The organism is Pseudooceanicola sp., assembly GCF_041987405.1.
In the GTDB taxonomy this organism is placed as follows: Bacteria; Pseudomonadota; Alphaproteobacteria; order Rhodobacterales; family Rhodobacteraceae; genus Pseudooceanicola.
This window is the reverse complement of the sequence record NZ_JBHIWR010000005.1, coordinates 191,706-210,460: the sequence shown is the minus strand read 5'-3', so window position 1 is coordinate 210,460 and position 18,755 is coordinate 191,706. Positions and strand designations below refer to the sequence as shown.

Sequence of the window (18,755 nt, the reverse complement as noted above, 5' to 3'; positions counted from 1 at the left end):
CATGACCCGTTTCATCGCCACGCTTGCCGCCGTTTTCGCCCTGATCGCCACCGGCGTCGCGGCCCAGACACCGCCCATTCCGGACAAGCGGATTGTCGTGACCTTGGATCAGGATTTCGCGGGGCAGGATCTGGCCCAGCTTTTCGACACGACCTTTGAGGCCTGTCGCACCGCCTGTGAAAGCGACGATGCCTGCACCGCCTTCACCTTCAACGCCCGCTCCAACGCCTGTTTCCCCAAGACCGGCGTGACCGGCACCAGCGACTATCAGGGCGCACAATCCGCCCGCGTCATCGCCGTGACGGCCGAGGCCAAGGCACTGGCAACGACCCGGGCCGATGATCTGGCATTTCTGGGCACGGGGACCCTGTCCGACGCGCGGGATCTGGCGCGGCAGATCGGCTGGATCCATCCCGGCGGCCAATTCACTCTCCAGTCCATGATCGACACGGCGCGCGACCGCCGCGCGTCTGGCAACATGGTGGATGCGATGCGCTGGACGGGCGGGGCGGTCGCGGCCTCCGATGCCTCGGACCTCTGGGCGGAATATGCCCGGCTGCTCATGATCGTCGCGCCCCAGGACAAGAAAAACACCCGCAGCTACACCCGCCGCGCCCTGACCGCCGCGACCAATGCCTACCTGCGCGCCGCGAGTGATCCGGCCCGGGTCAACGCCCTGACAACCCTGGCCGATGCGCTGTTGGCCAACGACCGTGGGCGCGACACGATCCCGGCCCTGCGCCTGGCCGAACGGTTGCAACCGCGAGAGGAAATCACCGCCAAGCTGGAGGATGCGATTGCCAAATATGGCTTACGCATTTCCGAACATCGGGTGGAGAGCGACCTTGCCGATCCGCGCATCTGCGCCGAATTCAACGAACCTCTCGCCCGCAGCGGGGTGACCTATGCCGATTACGTCAAACTCCCCGATCGCAGCATGGCGGTGGAGGCCTCGGGCAACCGGATCTGCGTCACCGGCATCAATCATGGCGAACGCTACAGCCTGACCTTCCGCGAAGGCCTGCCCGCCGAAAGCGGCGAACAACTGGCCAAGGACACCGAGATCCGCGCCTATGTCCGCGACCGCTCGCCCATGGTGAACTTCCCGGGCCGGGCCTATGTCCTGCCTGCCGCCGGGGATGCCGCCTTGCCGGTCGAGACGGTCAACCTGACAGAACTGGACCTGACCCTCTACCGCGTGACCGACCGGAACCTGCTGCGGTCGATCCAGGAGGGCTATTTCGGACAACGCATCTACAATTGGGATCAAGGACACTTCGCCGCGACCATCGCCGAGAAGGTCTGGGAGGGCACCGCCGAAACCGGGCAGGAGCTGAACCGCACCCTCACCACGCGCCTGCCCCTGGGCGAGGTGCTGCAGGGCATGGCGCCGGGGGCCTACGCGCTGAACGCTGCCGTACCCGGGGATGAGGAGGCCGATCCGGCCACCCAATGGTTCATCCTGACCGACATCGGCATGACCACGATGCAGGGCGGCGACGGTCTGCATGTCTTCCTGCGCGGTCTGGGCGATGCGCAGCCGCGCGACGGGGTCGAGGTCGCGCTGCTGAACAGCGCAAACCGCGTTCTGGGCACCACGACAACTAATGCGCAGGGCTATGCGACATTCGATGCCGGGCTGACCCGCGGCACCGGCGGATCGGCCCCGGCCATGGTGACGGCGCGTGCGGGTGATGACCTGGCCTTCCTGTCGCTGACCGATCCGGCCTTTGACCTGTCCGACCGTGGCGTTGCCGGGCGCGAACCCGCGCCGCCGATCGACGTCTTCCTAACCACCGACCGGGGCGCCTACCGGGCGGGGGAGACGATCCACCTGACCACGCTCGCCCGCGATGGCACCGCGACGGCCATCGACGGCCTGCCGGTCACCGCCATCCTGACCCGCCCGGACGGGGTGGAATATGCCCGCATGACCTCAACCCGCGATGCGGCCGGGGGCCATGTCTTTGCCATGCCGCTTGGCCAGACCGTACCGCGCGGCAGCTGGCGGATCGACATCAAGGCCGATCTCGACGCGCCCGCCCTGGCCACGACCAAGGTGCTGGTGGAGGATTTCCTACCCGAACGCATCGACGTCACGCTTGATCTGCCCGAGGGTCCGCTGGCTGTGGCAGACCTGCCGTTGCTGGATGTGCAGGCCGATTACCTCTTTGGCGCGCCCGGGGCCGATCTCGATGTCGAGGGCGAGATCCGCCTGTCCAAGGCGCGCCGTCTTTCCAGCTTCCCTGGCTATGTCTTCGGACGTCACGACGCGCGCGGCTATGCCCGCACCGCCTTTGTCGGCGGCACGACGGATGCGGCAGGCAAGGCGACGCTGGCCATGGACCCTGAGTTCCCGGAGGAGACGCTTGGCACCCCCTTCGACCTGACCGCCACGGTCCGCGTCAAGGAAGGCTCCGGTCGCCCCGTCGAACGCCAGATCACCCGCGTCATCGGCCCCGATGGCCCCGCCATCGGCATCAAACCCCTGTTCGACGGCGGCCTGCCGGAGGGTGAAACGGCCCGCTTCTCGCTCATCGCGCTGAACGCCGCACTCGCCCCGCAGGAGATGCTGGTCACCTGGACCGTCAACCGCGTCACCACCCGCTACCAATGGTATCGCCAATACGGTAACTGGCAGTGGGAGCCCTACACGACGCGGGCCGAGGTCGCCTCCGGCACCGTCACGCTCGGCACCGACCCGGTGGAAGTCGAAGCCCCCACGGACTGGGGCCGTTACGAGATCGTCGTGGAGAGCTCCGCTGGCACCTACATTGCTGCGAGCGAGGATTTCCACGCCGGCTGGTACGCCCCCGCCGACGCCACGACCACGCCGGATATGCTGGAGCTGTCTCTGGACGCCGAGGAGTACCGACAGGGCGACACCGCGCAGCTTCGCCTCGTGCCGCGTCATGCGGGGACCGCGCTGGTGACGGTCGTCGCCAACAGGCTGATCGACATGAAGGCGGTCGAGGTCGTCGAGGGCGAAAACCTGATCGACCTTCCCGTGACCGAGGACTGGGGCACCGGCGCTTATGTCACCGCCTCCGTCATGCGTCCGATGGATGCGCCCGCAGGCCAGATGCCGACCCGCGCCATGGGGCTGAGCCATGCCAAGGTAGACCCGGCGGAGAAGGCGCTGTCTGTCAGTTTCGAAACATCTGAAACCTCTGACCCGCGTGAACCGCTGACCGCCACGGTCCAGGTCAATGGCATCACTTCGGGTGAAGAGGCCTATGTCACGGTCGCCGCCGTCGACGTCGGTATCCTCAACCTCACCGGCTTTGAAACGCCCGATCCGCAGGGCCATTACTTCGGCCAGCAGCGGCTCGGAATGGATATCCGCGACCTCTATGGCCGGTTGATCGACAGCACCCAGGGCGCCATGGGCCGGGTCCGCTCCGGCGGCGACGCGGCCTCTTCGGCCGGGTTGCAGTCTCCCCCGCCGACCGAGGACCTCGTCGCCTATTTCACCGGCCCGCTGACCATCGGCCCTGACGGCACGGCGCAGGTCACCTTCGACATGCCCGAATTCAACGGCACCGTCCGCCTGATGGCCGTCGCCTGGAGCAAATCCGGCGTCGGCGCGGCGGAGGCCGATGTGCTGGTCCGCGACCCGGTGGTCGTCACCGCCTCGCTCCCGCGCTTCCTGCAGCCGGGCGATCAATCATCCATGTTGCTGGAGATCGTCCATGCCACCGGACCGACGGGACGCATGGGGCTGGACGTGGCGGCCAATGGGGTGACCCTGACCGGCGCTGTGCCCTCCGGCTTCGACCTCGGCGAGAAGGCCAAGCAGAGCTATCGCATCCCCTTTACTGCGACCGACACCGGGGATCACGCAATCACCGTGGCCCTGACCACACCGGCGGGCAAACAGCTGACCAAGACGCTGACCATGCCGGTCCGCGTCAACGATCCGGAGGTCGCGACAACCCGCCGCTTCACCCTTGCGGCAGGGGATACCTTCACCCTCGACAGCAATGTCTTCGCCGGGTACCGCGCCGGGACGGGGGAGGCGGTGGTTTCCGCCGGGCCGCTCGCCCGGGTCGATGCGCCCGCGCTGCTGGCCACGCTCAGCCGCTATCCCTACGGCTGCACGGAGCAGATTACGTCAAAGGCCATGCCGCTGCTCTACTTGTCGTCGGTGGCCCAGGCCATGGGCCTCGCCCAGCCCGGCCAGGTGGAGGAACGGATCAGCCAGGCCGTCGACCGTATCCTGACCCGGCAGGCGACCAATGGCGCCTTCGGTCTCTGGCGCGCGGCGTCAGGTGATTTCTGGCTGGATGCCTATGTGACCGACTTCCTGTCGCGCGCCCGCGCCGAGGGGCACGGGGTCAACCCGCTCGCCTTCCAGATGGCGGTGGACAACCTGCGCAACCGGGTCAACTATGCCCCGGATTTCGACGCCTCCACCAACGGCGGCGGAGAGGACGTGGCCTATGCCCTCATGGTCCTCGCCCGCGAAGGGGCGGCCAATATGGGCGACCTGCGCTATTATTCCGACGTGAAGGGCGAAGATTTTGCCACGCCGCTCGCCGCCGCCCAGCTTGGCGCGGCGCTTGCCATGTATGGCGACCAGACCCGCGCCGATGCCATGTTCGCCATCGCGGGCAAAATGTTGGCCAAACGCCAGGAAACGCCGGAGGAGCGGGTGTTCCGCGCTGACTATGGAACCAACCTGCGCGACACGGCCGGGGTTCTTTCGCTCGCCGTCGAATCCGGCTCCACCGCCATTGACCGGCAATCCCTGATCTCGCGGGTGGTCAGCCGCGACGGCCCGATGTCCACGCAGGAAAGCGCCTGGACCCTGCTGGCCGCCAAGGCCCTGATCGACGATCCGGTCGCAGCGAACCTCTCGCTCAACGGCGCGCCGGTCACCGGCCCCTTCGTCCGCACGACCGCGGCGCAGGCCTTTACCCCCATGGCGATCCGCAACGAGGGGAGCGCGCAGACAGATGTCACCCTGACCACCATCGGCGTAACCGCCACCCCGGTCGAGGCGGGGGGCTATGGCTATGCGATCAAACGCGAATATTTCACGACCGAGGGTGACAGGGTCGATCCCGCGCAGGTGGCGCAGGGGGATCGTCTGGTCACCGTCCTGACCGTGGTGCCCTTCGAGAAGACCGGCGCGCGGCTGATGGTGGACGACCCGCTGCCGGCCGGGTTCGAGATCGACAACCCCAACCTGCTGCGCGCGGGCGACATCCGCGCCCTCGACTGGCTGAAACCGCAGGAGGGCGAGCATAGCGAATTCCGCTCCGACCGGTTCCTGACGGCAATCGAATGGCGGTCCGACGAGCCCTTCCAACTGGCCTATATCGTCCGCGCCATCACGCCGGGCAGCTACCACCACCCCGCCGCCACGGTCGAGGACATGTACCGCCCGCGCTACCGCGCCCGGACCGACGCGGGCCGCGTGACGATCAGCGAATGACACGGGCGCTGCTGGCCCTTGTCCTGGTCCTTTGGGCCGGGGCGCTGACGCGGGACCGGGTCGATCTGTGGATCGACCGGACGGACCTGCCGCCGCTTCTGTTGGATACCTCAGCCGAGGTGCGCGATCGGGACGGCGATCTGCTGCGTGTCTATACGGTGGCGGATGGACGCTGGCGGTTGCGGGTCGGGGCGGGTTCGATGGCAAACCTCCGGCCAGGAAAAGTTCTTGGTGCACCTTTGATAGAGTGTTCCGCCCGGCCGCAGGCCGGGCTGCGCCGTCCCGCCCCCCTGGGGCGGCGCATATGCGCCACCCCGCGGGACGGCGCAGCCCTTGACGACAACCGCAATCAACCTGCTCCGATCACGTCAAAGGGCGTCGACCCCCTCTACCTCGCCATGCTCATGGCCTACGAGGACCGCCGCTTTCTGACCCACCCCGGCGTCGATCCCTACGCCATGGCCCGTGCCGCCTGGCAGTCGCTCTGGGCCGGGCGCATCGTCTCCGGTGGCTCTACCCTGACGATGCAGACTGCCCGCCTGCTGGAGGACAGCGGCACCGGCAGCTGGTCCGGCAAACTGCGCCAGATCCGCCTGGCCCTCGCCCTCGAACGGCGGATGACCAAGGCGGAGATCCTGACCCTCTACCTCCACCTCGCCCCCATGGGCGGCAACCTGGAAGGCATCCGCGCCGCGACCCTCGCCTATTTCGGCAAGGAACCGAAACGCCTGACCCCGGCCGAGGCCGCGCTGCTGGTCGCCCTGCCGCAATCGCCCGAGGCCCGGCGTCCCGACCGTCACCCGCTGCAGGCCGCCGCTGCACGCGACCGCGTCCTGGCGCGTATGGTCACCGAAAATATCCTGACTCCCGCCGAAGCCCGGGCCGCCATGACAGACACCGCCCCCCGTGCGCGCCGCCCGTTCCCCGCGCTGGCCCCGCATCTGACCGACCGCGCACTGTCCGAAGCCCCCGATGCGCCGCTCCAGACCCTGACCCTCGACGCCACCCTGCAAGCCAGCCTCGAAGACCTCGCCACCCGCAGCCTGCGCAATCGCTCTGACCGGCTATCCATCGCGATCCTTGTGGCCGATCACCGTAACGGAGAGATCCTGGCCTCCGTCGGCTCTGCCGGGCTGACCGACCGGGGGCAGGGCTTTGTCGACATGACCCAAGCCCTGCGCTCGCCCGGCTCGACCCTGAAGCCGCTGATCTACGGCCTCGCCTTCGATCAGGGTCTGGCCCATCCCGAAACCCTGATCGCCGACCGCCCGATGGAGTTCGACGGCTACGCGCCGCAGAACTTCGATGGCGAATTCCGGGGCGAGGTCCGCATCGCCGACGCCCTGCGCCTGTCGCTCAACCTGCCCGCCGTGCAACTGACCGAAGCACTTGGCCCGCAAAACCTCATGGCTGCGCTGCGCCGCGCCGGCACGCGCCCGGACCTTACCGGAAAGCCCGGCCTCGCCGTGGCCCTGGGCGGGGTGGGGCTGACCCTCACCGATCTGACGCAGCTGTATGCCAGCCTCGCCAATGGCGGTGTGACCCGGCCCCTGCACTGGCGCGCGGTGGCGGAGGTGGACGCGCCGCGCCTGATCTCCCGCGCCTCGGCCTGGCAGGTCGGACATATCCTCGCCGGTCTCGCCCCGCCGCCCGGCGCGCCCGCCAACCGGCTGGCCTACAAGACCGGCACCAGCTACGGCCACCGCGATGCCTGGGCCATCGGCTATGACGGGGCGCATGTGATCGGCGTCTGGATGGGCCGCCCGGACGGGACGCCCGTGCCCGGCGCCTTCGGCGGGGACCTCGCCGCGCCGATCCTTTTCGAGGCCTTCGGTCGCCTGAAGCCCACGCTGGAGACACCGCCGCCGCCGCCCCCGGAAACCCTGCTGGTCGGTGCGACCCTCCTGCCGGAACCGCTGAAACGCTTCCGTCCGCGCGGCGTGGTGGAAGACCGAGACCTGCCCCAGGTCGCCTTCCCGCCCGATGGCGCGGTGCTGGCCGCGGCCGGCGTGGTGCCGGTGCGGGTCCGCGACGGGGTGGCGCCGTTCACATGGCTCGTCAACGGTCGCCCGATGCAGACCGGCGCGCGTGGACGGGAGCTGCTGTTGCAGGGTCTCGGGCGGGGGTTCACCGAGATCGCGGTGATCGACGGGGCGGGGCGGTCCGCGCGGGTGGAGGTTGTGCTGGAGTAAGCCGTGGTGGGGTGAGGCGCGACATGCGTGGGAGCGGCGTCATCCTCTGACTTGATCAGAGGACCTCCCACCCCAAGCGCCACTGGCCGGAAATCTCCGGGTCAAGCCCGGGGATGACGCGCCTTTGATGGGCTGCCGTCATCGCCCCCCAAACCAAAACGGGCGCCCCGAAGGACGCCCGCCAAAGCCCTATCCGACCGCCGGTCAGATCCGCTCAATCGCCAGCGCAATCCCCTGGCCGCCGCCGATGCACATGGTGATCAGCGCCTTGGACCCGCCGATCCGCTCCAGCTCGTACATCGCCTTGACCGTGATGATCGCGCCGGTCGCCCCGACCGGGTGACCAAGGGCAATCGCGCCGCCGTTCGGGTTCACCTTGGCCGCATCCAGCCCCAGACCCGCGTTCACGGCAAGTGCCTGCGCCGCGAAAGCCTCGTTCGACTCGATCACGTCGAAATCCTCGACCGACAGGCCGGTGCGTTTCAGCAGCATTTCCACCGCCGGCACCGGGCCGATGCCCATGACCTCGGGGCGCACGCCGGCATGGGCATAGCCCAGCACCCGCGCCCGCGGTTTCAGCCCCGCCTTCTCCGCCGCCGAGGCCCGCGCCAGCACCAGCGCCGCCGCCCCGTCATTGATGCCGGAGGCATTGCCCGCCGTGACCGTCCCGTCCTTCTGGAAGGCGGGGCGCAGGCCGGCCAGCCCTTCCAGCGTGGTGCCGGGCTTCACGTGTTCGTCGGTGTCAAAATCCACCTCCTGCCGCTTCACCTTGATGGTGACGGGCACGATCTGCTCCTTGAAGCGGCCCTCTTCGATGGCCTTGGCTGCCCGCTGCTGGCTCTCCAGCGCGAAGGCGTCCTGGGAGGCGCGGCTCACGTCATGCTCGGCCGAGACATTCTCCGCCGTGATCCCCATATGCCCGGTGCCGAATGGGCAGTTCAGCGCGCCCAGCATCATGTCCAGCGTGCGGATGTCGCCCATCTTGGCGCCCCACCTCTGGTCCTGCACGATATAGGGCGAGCGCGACATCGCCTCCGCCCCGCCGGCCAGGCCAAAGTCCGCATCGCCCAGCATCAGCGACTGAACCACCGACACGATGGCCTGCGCGCCGGACCCACACAGCCTGTTGACGTTCATCGCCGGCGTACTGTCGGGAATGCCAGCCTGCATGGCCGCCACGCGGGACAGGTACATGTCGCGCGGCTCGGTGTTAATGACATGGCCATAGGCGACATGGCCGATCTGCGCGCCTTCGACCCCGGCGCGGTCCAGAGCGGCCTTGGCGACGGCGGTGCCGGTTTCGATCGGGGGCAGGGCAGCCAGGCTGCCGCCGAATGTGCCGATCGCAGTCCGAGCACCGCTGAGAATGACGATATCTTCCATGGAAACCTCCCGTTCGGGCGCGGGGGCTGTCCCCGGCGCAGTTGGCAGTGTTATTCCCCTTTCACCCGGCACATGCAACGCGAAGGGCGGGGGCGACCTGTCGCAGGCGCATTCTCAGGCGGCCCAGTCGGGCGCGGCGCCCCAGCTTCCCGGGGTCAGCTTCTCTCGCCCCTGTGGCGTCAGTTCAAACACTTCGCCCGCCTCGAAGGCCGCCACGCGCAGCGGTCGGCCATAACCCGCCCCGCCATCCAGATTGACCCGGTTGCCCCGATGATCGGCACCCTGCACGGCGGTATGCCCATGCACGACCATCCAGTCATGCGCCGCCCGGTGCATCAGGAAATCGTCGCGAATCCAGATCAGATCCTCCTCCAACTGATCTGCCAGGGCGACACCCGGCCGGATCCCCGCATGAACGAAGAGCAGCCCGTCGCGTTCCGCAAATAACGGACAGGAGCCCAGGAAATCGCGATGCGCCTGCGGCACGGCCTCTGCCGCCTCGGACCAGAGGGCCAGGATGTCCCGCCCCGCACCCGCGTCGAGGCCATAACTGGCCAGCGTCTCCAGCCCGCCCAGCCTGTCGTGCGTCCATCCCAGCCCGCTCTTGATGCTGGGGTGTGAGATGGTGCCGCTGTCGAGGAAATTTCCGAACATCCGGTCATGATTGCCCAGCAGGCAGGTCCAGCGCCGCCCCTCCTGCTGACCCCGGATCAGCGTCTCGATCACGCCGCGACTGTCCGGCCCGCGGTCGATGTAATCGCCGATGAAGACGACCTCCGCCTTGGTGCCGCCATCCCGGTCGATCCGGGCAATGACGTCGTCCAGCAATGCCCTATGCCCGTGAATGTCGCCAACCGCATAGATCGTCATCGTCTCACCTTGCCTGTCCAATCAAAACGCCGCCCGACAGACCGGGCGGCGCCTGATGTTGTTGATGCCGGATCGATCCGGATCAGGCCAGATCGAATTCCAGCGGCTTGATCTGACGGAAGAGGCCGGTGCCCTCCAGCTCCTTCAGAACCGCCGCATTCGGCGCCTCATCGAGGTAGAGCAGCGCAATCGCCTCACCGCCGGCATTGGCCCGGCCCAGGGTAAAGTTGGCGATGTTCACGCCGCCCTTGCCCATGGTCGCACCGAGGGTGCCGATGATGCCCGGCACGTCCTCGTTGGTGGTGTAGAGCATATGCTCGCCCACCTCGGCGTCGATGTTGATACCCTTGATCTGGATGAACCGCGGCTTGCCGTCGGAGAAGACGGTGCCGGCGATGGAGCGTTCGCGCTTTTCGGTCACCACGGTCACCTTGATATAACCGTCGAATGCGCCCGATTTGTCCTGGTTGGTGGTGGAAATCTGGATGCCCCGCTCCTTCGCCACGACAGGCGCGGAGACGAGGTTAACATCCGGGTTGGCCCGCTTCATGATCCCGGCAATGACCGAGCAGTTCAGCGCCGCCAGGTTCATATCCGCGACCGTCCCGTCGTAGAGTATATTGATCGCCTTGACCGGTTCATCCGTCATCTGGCCGATGAAGGCGCCCAGATGCCCGGCCAGCTTGACCCAGGGGCCCATGACCTTTGCCTCTTCGGCGGTCATCGAGGGCATGTTCAGCGCGTTCTCCACCGCGCCGTCGATCAGATAGTTCGACATCTGCTCGGCCACCTGAAGCGCGACGTTTTCCTGCGCCTCCGAGGTCGAGGCGCCCAAGTGCGGGGTGCAGACGACGTTCGGCAGGTTGAAGAGGACGTTGTCCTTCGCCGGCTCTTCGGCAAAGACGTCGAAGGCCGCCCCGGCGACATGGCCGGATTTCAGCATCTCTGCCAGCGCCGCCTCGTCCACCAGACCGCCGCGGGCACAGTTGATGATCCGCACGCCCTTCTTGGTCTTGGCCAGGTTTTCCTTGCTGAGGATATTGCGCGTCGCATCGGTCAGCGGGACATGCAGGGTGATGAAGTCGGCACGGGTGAGCAGCTCCTCCAGCTCGACCTTCTCGACGCCCATCTTGTCGGCTTTCTCCTCACCCAGATAGGGGTCATAGGCCACGACTTTCATCTTCAGCCCACGGGCGCGGTCGCAGACGATGCCGCCGATATTGCCGGCCCCGATCACGCCCAGGGTCTTGCCGGTCAGCTCGACCCCCATGAACTTCGACTTCTCCCACTTGCCCGCATGGGTCGAGGCCGAGGCCTCGGGGATCTGACGTGCCACGGCGAACATCATCGCGATGGCATGTTCGGCGGTGGTGATCATGTTGCCGAAGGGGGTGTTCATGACGATCACGCCCTTCTTGGAGGCGGCGTCCTTGTCGACGTTGTCGGTGCCGATCCCGGCGCGGCCGACGACCTTGAGGTTCGTGGCGTGCTCCAGAAGGGACGGTGTGACCTTGGTGGCGGACCGGATGGCGAGACCGTCATACTGGCCGATCACCTCGGCCAATTTGTCCTTGTCCTTGCCCAGGTCGGGCATGAAATCAACGTCGATGCCGCGATCGCGGAAGATCTGCACGGCGGTTTCGCTGAGTTTGTCGGAAACGAGTACTTTGGGGGCCATTTTGGCGCTCCTTGGATGGGGTGGGGAAGATGGGTGCAGAGCACCCATCCTACGAGTTTGGATAAGGGGGGCGTAGGATGGGTGCTCTGCACCCATCTGTGCTACGCGGTCTCGGACTGCGCCTCGATCTCGGCCTCGAACGCCCAAGCCAGCCAGGGCATCAACGCCTCAAGATCCGAGGTCTCGACTGTCGCGCCGCACCAGATCCGCAGACCGGCGGGGGCATCCCGATAGGCCCCGATGTCCAGCGCCACGCCTTCCTTCTCCAGCCGCTTGGCCACGGCCTTGGCAAAGGTGGCACCATCCTTTATCCGGTCGTCCGTGAATTTCAGACAGACGGAGGTATTCGACCGCGTCGCCGGATCTACGGCGAGGTTGGCGATCCAGCCGTTGGCCTCGCAGAAATCCCAGATCACCTTGGCATTGGCATCCGCCCGCGCCATCAGACCCTTCAGGCCACCGACGGACCGCGCCCAATCCAGCGCCACCAAGTAATCCTCGACCGCCAGCATCGACGGCGTGTTGATCGTTTCACCCTTGAAAATGCCCTCGATCAGCTTGCCGCCCTTGGTCATGCGAAAGATCTTCGGCAGCGGCCAGGCGGGGGTGTAGGCCTCCAGTCGTTCCACCGCGCGCGGGGACAGGATCAGCATCCCATGCGCCGCTTCGCCGCCCATCACCTTCTGCCAGGAGAAGGTCACGACATCCAGCTTGTCCCACGGCAGATCCTGCGCAAACGCGGCAGAGGTCGCGTCGCAGATGGTCAGCCCCTCACGATCCGCGGGGATCGCATCGCCGTTCGGCACCCGCACACCGGAGGTCGTGCCGTTCCAAGTGAAGACGACATCGGTGTTGAAATCGACCTCCGCGAAATCGACGATCTCGCCATATCCGGCTTCTTTCACCTCGGCGTCGATCTTCAGCTGCTTCACCACATCGGTGACCCAGCCCGACCCGAAGCTTTCCCAGGCCAGCATCGTCGCCTTGCGGGCACCCAGCATCGACCACATCGCCATTTCCACGGCGCCGGTATCCGACGCGGGCACGATGCCGATTTTGTACTCGGAGGGGATGCCCAGGATCTCGCGTGTCTCTTCGATCGCGGTCTTCAGCTTCTCTTTGCCGATGGCGGCGCGGTGCGACCGGCCCAGAGCGGCGTCGGAGAGTTTGGTCAATTCAAAAGTGGGGATTTTGGCACAGGGGCCAGAGGAGAATCGCGGATTGGCCGGCCGCGATGCCGGTGCGTTGTTCGCCATTGGTAGTAACCTTCCAGTCATACGCCCCTCGTTGGGGAGGGGTGTCCCGCTGCCGGATATACGGGTGATTCCATGAAGGCGCAATGAAGGAGATGGCGGTTTCGCAAGCTTTTTGGTCGCATTCCGTGTCGTAGGACCGTTTGCCTCTCCTGTCGGGAACTACTGGCGCCCGGCCGCCGACCGATGACCTGTCTCAGCCTTGAGACAGATCGGGCCGACATTCCGTGGTGCTTTCCATTTGCAGCCCAAGCGCGAGGCGTTACTCTCCCTCGAAAGGGAGACATCAAATGCAACTGACTGATTCACGCGACATCTCTGCGGATCGGGAAACCGTCTATGCGGCATTGCTTTCGCCCGAGGTGCTGAAACAATGCGTCCCCGGATGTCAGGAGTTGACCGGCACCCCCGAAGAGGGGTTCCAGGCCACCGTGGTTCAGAAGGTCGGCCCGGTGAAAGCCACCTTCAAGGGCGATGTCACCCTGACCAACATGAACGAACCCGAAAGCCTGACCCTCGCCGGGGAAGGCAAGGGCGGCGCGGCCGGGTTTGCCAAGGGCGGCGCGGACGTCAGACTGGAAGAGATTGAGGGCGGCACGCGCCTGCACTACGAGGTCGAGGCCAAGGTCGGCGGCAAGCTTGCCCAGCTCGGCAGCCGCATCATCGACGGTTTCGCCAAGAAGATGGCGGACCAGTTTTTTGAGAATTTCGCAAATGCCGTCGAAGGTCCGAAGGACGAAGAGGCGGCAGAGGAAGGGCCGGGCGATCAGCCCAAGAAGGGCTGGTTCAAGCGCCTGACAAGCTGACCCATCCGCCAGCAGACAAAAGCAAGCATCGGGAGGAACACATGAAAATTTCAATGACGGTCAACGGCAAGACAATGTCCGGAGAGGCCGAGGGGCGCACGCTCCTGTCGACTTTCCTGCGCGAGGAATTGGGCCTGACCGGCACCCACATCGGCTGTGACACCAGCCAGTGCGGCGCCTGCACGGTCCATGTCGACGGCAAGCAGATCAAATCCTGCACCATGTTCGCGGCCGAGGCCGACGGCGCCACGGTCGCCACGATCGAAGGCATGGCCAATGCCGACGGCACCCTGTCCAAAGTGCAGCAGGCCTTCCAGGACCATCACGGGCTTCAGTGCGGTTTCTGTACTCCCGGCATGGTGATGGCGGCGACGTCGCTTCTGGAACAGAACCCCAAGCCGACCGAGGCCGAGATCCGCCATCACCTCGAAGGCAATATCTGCCGCTGCACGGGCTACCACAATATCGTCAAGGCCGTGCTGGCAGCCTCCGGGCAAGAGGTCCCGGCGGTCGCCGCCGAATAAGCGACCCAAAGCGCATCATCCCGGCGCAGCGGTGCGCCGCGAGACGAGACGGGTGTCGGAGGAGGACACCCTCACCCAAGGGAGGATACCATGCCCAAAGACGGCATCGGCGCCAGCACAAAGCGGCGCGAAGACCTGCGTTTCCTGACCGGTACCGGTCGGTACACGGATGACATCAATCTCAACGGCCAGTTCCACGTGCATTTCCTGCGCTCCGACGTGGCCCACGCGACGATCAACGGCATCGAAACCACATCGGCCGAGGGCATGCCCGGCGTCGTCCGCATCTTCACCGCCAAGGATTTCGAAGCCATCGGCGGCCTGCCCTGCGGCTGGCAGGTGACGGACAAGCACGGCCAACCCATGCAGGAGCCGAAGCACCCGATCCTGGCCGAGGGCAAGATCCGCCATGTCGGCGAGATCATCGCCGGGGTCGTAGCGGAAACGCTGGAACAGGCCCGCGACGCCGCCGAGGCGATCGAGCTGGACCTGACCGAGCTTCCGGCCGTCATCGACATGAAGAAGGCCGTGTCCGACAGCAGCACCAAGGTGCATGACGACCTGACCTCCAACCTCTGCTACGACTGGGGCTTCGTAGAGGAAAACAAGGCCGCCGTGGACGAGGCTTTCTCCAACGCCGCCCATGTCACCACGCTGGAACTGGTGAACAACCGCCTCGTCGCCAACCCGATGGAACCGCGCGTGGCCGTGGGCGATTATTCGGCCCACAACGACGAGAGCACGCTCTACACCACCTCGCAGAACCCGCATGTCATCCGCCTGCTCATGGGCGCCTTCGTCCTGGGCATTCCGGAACACAAGCTGCGCGTCGTGGCCCCGGACGTGGGCGGCGGCTTTGGCACGAAGATCTTCCACTATGCCGAAGAAGCCTTCTGCACCTTCGCGGCCAAACAGCTGAAGCGCCCGGTCAAATGGACCTCCACCCGGTCCGAGGCCTTCATGTCCGACGCCCATGGCCGCGACCACGTGACCAAGATCGAACTGGCGCTGGACGGCGACAACAACTTCACCGCGATCCGGACGGAGACCTACGCGAACATGGGGGCCTATCTCTCGACCTTCGCGCCTTCGGTTCCGACCTGGCTGCATGGCACGCTGATGGCCGGCAACTACAAGACGCCGGTGATCTACGTGAACGTGAAGGCCGTCTTCACCAACACCGTGCCGGTCGATGCCTATCGCGGTGCAGGCCGACCCGAGGCGACCTTTCAGCTGGAACGCCTGATCGACCAGGCGGCCCGCGAGCTCAAGGTCAGCCCGGTGGAACTGCGCCGCCAGAACTTCATCAAGCCCGACCAGTTCCCCTATGCGACCCCGGTCGCGGTGGAATACGACACCGGCAACTACGACGCCACGATGGACAAGGCGCTGGAGCTGGCCGACGTGGACGGGTTCGAAGCCCGCGCGGCCGAATCGAAGAAGAACGGCAAGCTCCGCGGCCTCGGCATCGCCAACTATATCGAGGCCTGCGGCATCGCGCCCTCCAACCTCGTCGGCCAGTTGGGCGCCCGCGCGGGCCTCTACGAATCCGCGACCGTGCGGGTCAATGCGACCGGCGGCATCGTGGTCATGACCGGCTCACACTCCCACGGGCAGGGGCATGAAACCACCTTCCCGCAGGTGATCGCCGACATGATCGGGATCAGCGCGGATCAGGTGGAAATCGTCCACGGCGACACCGCCAACACCCCCATGGGTATGGGCACCTACGGGTCGCGTTCCCTCGCCGTCGGCGGCTCTGCCATGTTCCGGGCGACGGAAAAGATCATCAACAAGGCCAAGAAGATCGCGGCCCATATCATGGAAGCCTCCGAGTCGGACATCGAGCTGAAGGACGGGCAATTCACTGTCGCAGGCACCGACAAATCCCTCGCCTGGGGCGATGTGACCCTGGCCGCCTATGTGCCGCACAACTACCCGCTCGACCAGATCGAACCGGGGCTGGAGGAGACGGCCTTCTACGACCCGGCCAACTTCACCTATCCCGCCGGCACCTATGTCTGCGAGGTCGAGGTCGACGAGGGCACCGGCAAGGTCGAGGTCCTGAGATTCACCGCCGCCGATGACTTCGGCAATGTGGTGAACCCGATGATCGTCGAGGGCCAGGTCCATGGCGGCGTCGGTCAGGGGATCGGTCAGGCCATGTTGGAAAGCTGCGTCTACAACGACGACGGTCAGCTCCTCTCGGCCTCCTACATGGATTACGCCATGCCGCGCGCGTCCGATCTGCCGATGATCACGGTCGACCACTCCTGCCAGACCCCCTGCACGCACAACCCGCTTGGCGTGAAGGGCTGTGGCGAGGCCGGGGCGATCGGCTCGCCGCCGGCGCTGGTCAATGCGGTGCTGGATGCGCTGAACCGGAACGGCCATGACATTGCGCATATCGACATGCCGCTGTCGCCGTCCCGTGTCTGGTCCGCCATGAACAAATGATTTACGCTGCCCCGAAAGGGCGGCGCACCCCAATAGGAAGTTGAAAAGATGTATAATTTCGAATTCGTCAAACCCTCGACCCTGGACGAGGCCGTCAAGGCCCTCGCCAATGAGGATGCCCAGGCACTGGCGGGCGGTCAGACCCTGATCCCCACGATGAAACAGCGCCTGAACCAGCCCGGCACGCTGGTCAGCCTGCTTGGCATCGCCGATCTGGTCGGTGTCTCCGCCGAGGGTGGCACGCTCACCATCAAGGGCGCGACCAACCATGCCACCGTCATGAAGGAGGCAGCCTCCTCCTTCCCGGCGCTTGCCTATCTGGCATCGAGGATCGGCGACCCGGCGGTCCGCAACCGGGGTACGATCGGCGGTTCGCTGGCCAACAACGACCCCTCCGCCTGCTACCCGGCGGCGGCCATGGCCTGTCAGGCGACCATCGTCACCAACACGCGTGAAATCGCGGCGGACGACTATTTCCAGGGGATGTTCGCCACCGCGCTGGACGAGGGCGAGATCGTCACCGCGGTCAGGTTCCCGATCCCCGAGGCGGCCTGCTACATCAAGTTCGAACAGCCCGCGTCCCGCTTCCCCCTCACCGGGGTCTTCGTAGCGAAATACGGCGACCGTGTCGGCGTGGGCGTGACCGGGGCCTCCAACGACGGTGTCTTCCGCTGGAAAGAGGCCGAAGAGGCGTTGGCGGGCACCTTCTCCGCCGATGCCATTTCGGGGCTGAGCGTGCCGTCCGACGACATGATCTCCGACCTGCACGGCAGTGCGGAGTACCGCGCGCATCTGACCAAGGTGCTCACCGGCCGCGCCGTCGCGGGCTGCCAGTAAACCACTCCGGAAGACCAGTGCGAGAGGGGCCCATGCGGCCCCTCTTTCTTTTTGCCGGAAATATCCCGGGGAGTGTGAGGGGCAGCGCCCCTCATGTCATGGCGGGCGTCTATTGCACCCAGTCCGGCGCGATCCGCACCGCGCCGACATCTGCCAGCCGCGCCATCCGCTCCAGCTCCGCCTCCAGCCTGGCCAGCCGTCCCTTGGCAGGCCGCACCCCCGGCTCCAGCCACAGCTTGCTGACCTCCAGCACCCCGGCCTCGCGATCTGCCTTCATGTCGATCCGCCCGATCAGCCGCTCCCCCTCCAGCAGGGGGAAGACGTAATAGCCGTATTGCCGCTTCTCCGCCGGAACAAATATCTCGATCCGGTAGAAGAACCCGAACAGCCGCTCCGCCCGTTTGCGGTCGCGCAGGGCCGGATCGAAGGGCGACAAGACCCGCACGCGCGCCGGGGCTTCGGGCAGCGCCGCGGCCTCCTCCACCACGCCGGGGCGCGCGACGCAGCGTCGGGCCTTCCCGTCATGGCCCAGCACGTCAATCTCCTGCAACGCGCCCGCCGCCAGCCCCCGCGCGACCCAGGCCTTGGCCTCCGCCGGGGTGACGTGATCCCAGAAGGCCGCGATCTCGCCGCTGGTGGCAAAGCCAAGCCGCGCCATCGCCGCCTGGCAGAACCACTCCACCGCCTCCTCCGGCTCCGGCCGGGCCTCCGCGCAGGGCAGGGGATAGGCCCGCTCCGGCAGGTCATAGAGCTTCTGAAACCCGCGCCGCCCCGAAATCACCAGCGCCCCGGTCCGCCATAGGTACTCCAAAGCCGCCTTGGAGGGATGCCAGTTCCACCAGCCGCCCGACTGGCCCCTGTGCTCCTCCGCGATCAGGTCGGACGACCGGACCGGCCCGTGATCCGCCACATGGGTCAGCACCCGGTCCAGCTCACCCAGATAAGCCGCGCCCTGCCAGTCCTTCCACCGCTCCGTCAGCCGGGCCCGCGCCCGGTCGAAAGGCAGGTGCCAGTAGCGGTAGAACTCCGTCGGGATGACGGAGGCATCATGCGTCCAGTGTTCGAAAAGCACCCGGTCCTTTTCGATCAGCCGGTGCAGGGCAGCGGGCCGATAGGCCGGACGCCGGGCAAACAGGATCATGTGGTGGGCGCGTTCCAGCGTGTTCACGCTGTCCACCTGGACAAAGCCGAGGTCCCGGATCACGCCCAACAGGTCCGTCCCCTTGCCCGGGCCCTTAGGCGCGTCGCCCAACAGGTGGCGATGTAGGAACAGCCGTCGCGCGGCACGATTGTCGAGCACCGGCCGCGCCATGGG

General features: G+C 66.4%; 11 protein-coding genes. 6 read left to right on the top strand and 5 right to left on the bottom strand.

What is annotated here, in order from left to right:
• Position 1: 1 nt before the first annotated feature.
• Entirely contained in the window at positions 2–5,440 is a 5,439-nt protein-coding gene (locus ACFC2Y_RS14350) for an alpha-2-macroglobulin family protein (RefSeq protein WP_375175906.1), read from the top strand.
• Positions 5,437–7,632, top strand: a complete 2,196-nt coding sequence (pbpC, locus tag ACFC2Y_RS14345; protein ID WP_375175907.1) for a penicillin-binding protein 1C — start codon at positions 5,437–5,439, stop codon at positions 7,630–7,632. Before ACFC2Y_RS14350 ends, pbpC begins: the two co-directional genes overlap by 4 nt.
• A gap of 204 nt (positions 7,633–7,836) precedes the next feature.
• Here the strand turns inward: pbpC and ACFC2Y_RS14340 are convergent, their stop codons facing one another.
• From ACFC2Y_RS14340 to ACFC2Y_RS14325, 4 genes are all read right to left on the bottom strand, one after another.
• On the bottom strand, positions 7,837–9,015 hold the full coding sequence (locus ACFC2Y_RS14340; RefSeq protein WP_375175908.1) for an acetyl-CoA C-acyltransferase family protein: 1,179 nt from the start codon (positions 9,013–9,015) through the stop codon (positions 7,837–7,839).
• Between the two features lie 114 nt (positions 9,016–9,129).
• On the bottom strand, positions 9,130–9,885 hold the full coding sequence (locus tag ACFC2Y_RS14335) for a metallophosphoesterase family protein (RefSeq protein WP_375175909.1): 756 nt from the start codon (positions 9,883–9,885) through the stop codon (positions 9,130–9,132).
• Positions 9,886–9,967: 82 nt separating this feature from the next.
• Entirely contained in the window at positions 9,968–11,563 is a 1,596-nt protein-coding gene (gene serA / locus ACFC2Y_RS14330) for a phosphoglycerate dehydrogenase (RefSeq protein ID WP_375175910.1), read from the bottom strand.
• Between the two features lie 101 nt (positions 11,564–11,664).
• The gene (locus tag ACFC2Y_RS14325) at positions 11,665–12,819 is read right to left on the bottom strand and encodes a phosphoserine transaminase (protein WP_375175911.1); all 1,155 of its coding nucleotides are present in this window, start codon (positions 12,817–12,819) and stop codon (positions 11,665–11,667) included.
• A gap of 287 nt (positions 12,820–13,106) precedes the next feature.
• Here ACFC2Y_RS14325 and ACFC2Y_RS14320 point away from each other — a divergent pair, with 287 nt between their 5' ends.
• From ACFC2Y_RS14320 to ACFC2Y_RS14305, 4 genes are all read left to right on the top strand, one after another.
• Positions 13,107–13,622, top strand: coding sequence for a CoxG family protein (locus ACFC2Y_RS14320; protein ID WP_375175912.1), 516 nt, complete (start codon positions 13,107–13,109; stop codon positions 13,620–13,622).
• Between the two features lie 41 nt (positions 13,623–13,663).
• Positions 13,664–14,146: a (2Fe-2S)-binding protein gene (locus ACFC2Y_RS14315; RefSeq protein WP_375175913.1), complete on the top strand. Its 483-nt coding sequence runs from the start codon at positions 13,664–13,666 to the stop codon at positions 14,144–14,146.
• A 90-nt stretch (positions 14,147–14,236) separates the two neighbouring features.
• Positions 14,237–16,603, top strand: a complete 2,367-nt coding sequence (locus tag ACFC2Y_RS14310) for a xanthine dehydrogenase family protein molybdopterin-binding subunit (protein ID WP_375175914.1) — start codon at positions 14,237–14,239, stop codon at positions 16,601–16,603.
• A 48-nt stretch (positions 16,604–16,651) separates the two neighbouring features.
• Positions 16,652–17,440, top strand: coding sequence for an FAD binding domain-containing protein (locus tag ACFC2Y_RS14305; protein WP_375175915.1), 789 nt, complete (start codon positions 16,652–16,654; stop codon positions 17,438–17,440).
• A gap of 109 nt (positions 17,441–17,549) precedes the next feature.
• On the opposite strand, the gene ACFC2Y_RS14300 is transcribed toward ACFC2Y_RS14305, so the two are convergent.
• A complete protein-coding gene (locus ACFC2Y_RS14300) occupies positions 17,550–18,752 on the bottom strand; it encodes a winged helix-turn-helix domain-containing protein (RefSeq protein ID WP_375175916.1) in 1,203 nt (400 codons plus the stop codon).
• Positions 18,753–18,755 lie beyond the last annotated feature (3 nt).

Bases quoted from the DNA above. Each gene is read 5' to 3' on its own strand.
- ACFC2Y_RS14350 (WP_375175906.1), top strand. From the start codon at position 2: ATGACCCGTTTCATCGCCACGCTTGCCGCCGTTTTCGCCCTGATCGCC.
- ACFC2Y_RS14315 (WP_375175913.1), top strand. From the start codon at position 13,664: ATGAAAATTTCAATGACGGTCAACGGCAAGACAATGTCCGGAGAGGCC.
- ACFC2Y_RS14340 (WP_375175908.1), bottom strand. From the start codon at position 9,015: ATGGAAGATATCGTCATTCTCAGCGGTGCTCGGACTGCGATCGGCACA.
- pbpC (WP_375175907.1), top strand. From the start codon at position 5,437: ATGACACGGGCGCTGCTGGCCCTTGTCCTGGTCCTTTGGGCCGGGGCG.
- ACFC2Y_RS14305 (WP_375175915.1), top strand. From the start codon at position 16,652: ATGTATAATTTCGAATTCGTCAAACCCTCGACCCTGGACGAGGCCGTC.
- ACFC2Y_RS14335 (WP_375175909.1), bottom strand. From the start codon at position 9,885: ATGACGATCTATGCGGTTGGCGACATTCACGGGCATAGGGCATTGCTG.
- serA (WP_375175910.1), bottom strand. From the start codon at position 11,563: ATGGCCCCCAAAGTACTCGTTTCCGACAAACTCAGCGAAACCGCCGTG.
- ACFC2Y_RS14320 (WP_375175912.1), top strand. From the start codon at position 13,107: ATGCAACTGACTGATTCACGCGACATCTCTGCGGATCGGGAAACCGTC.
- ACFC2Y_RS14300 (WP_375175916.1), bottom strand. From the start codon at position 18,752: ATGGCGCGGCCGGTGCTCGACAATCGTGCCGCGCGACGGCTGTTCCTA.
- ACFC2Y_RS14325 (WP_375175911.1), bottom strand. From the start codon at position 12,819: ATGGCGAACAACGCACCGGCATCGCGGCCGGCCAATCCGCGATTCTCC.
- ACFC2Y_RS14310 (WP_375175914.1), top strand. From the start codon at position 14,237: ATGCCCAAAGACGGCATCGGCGCCAGCACAAAGCGGCGCGAAGACCTG.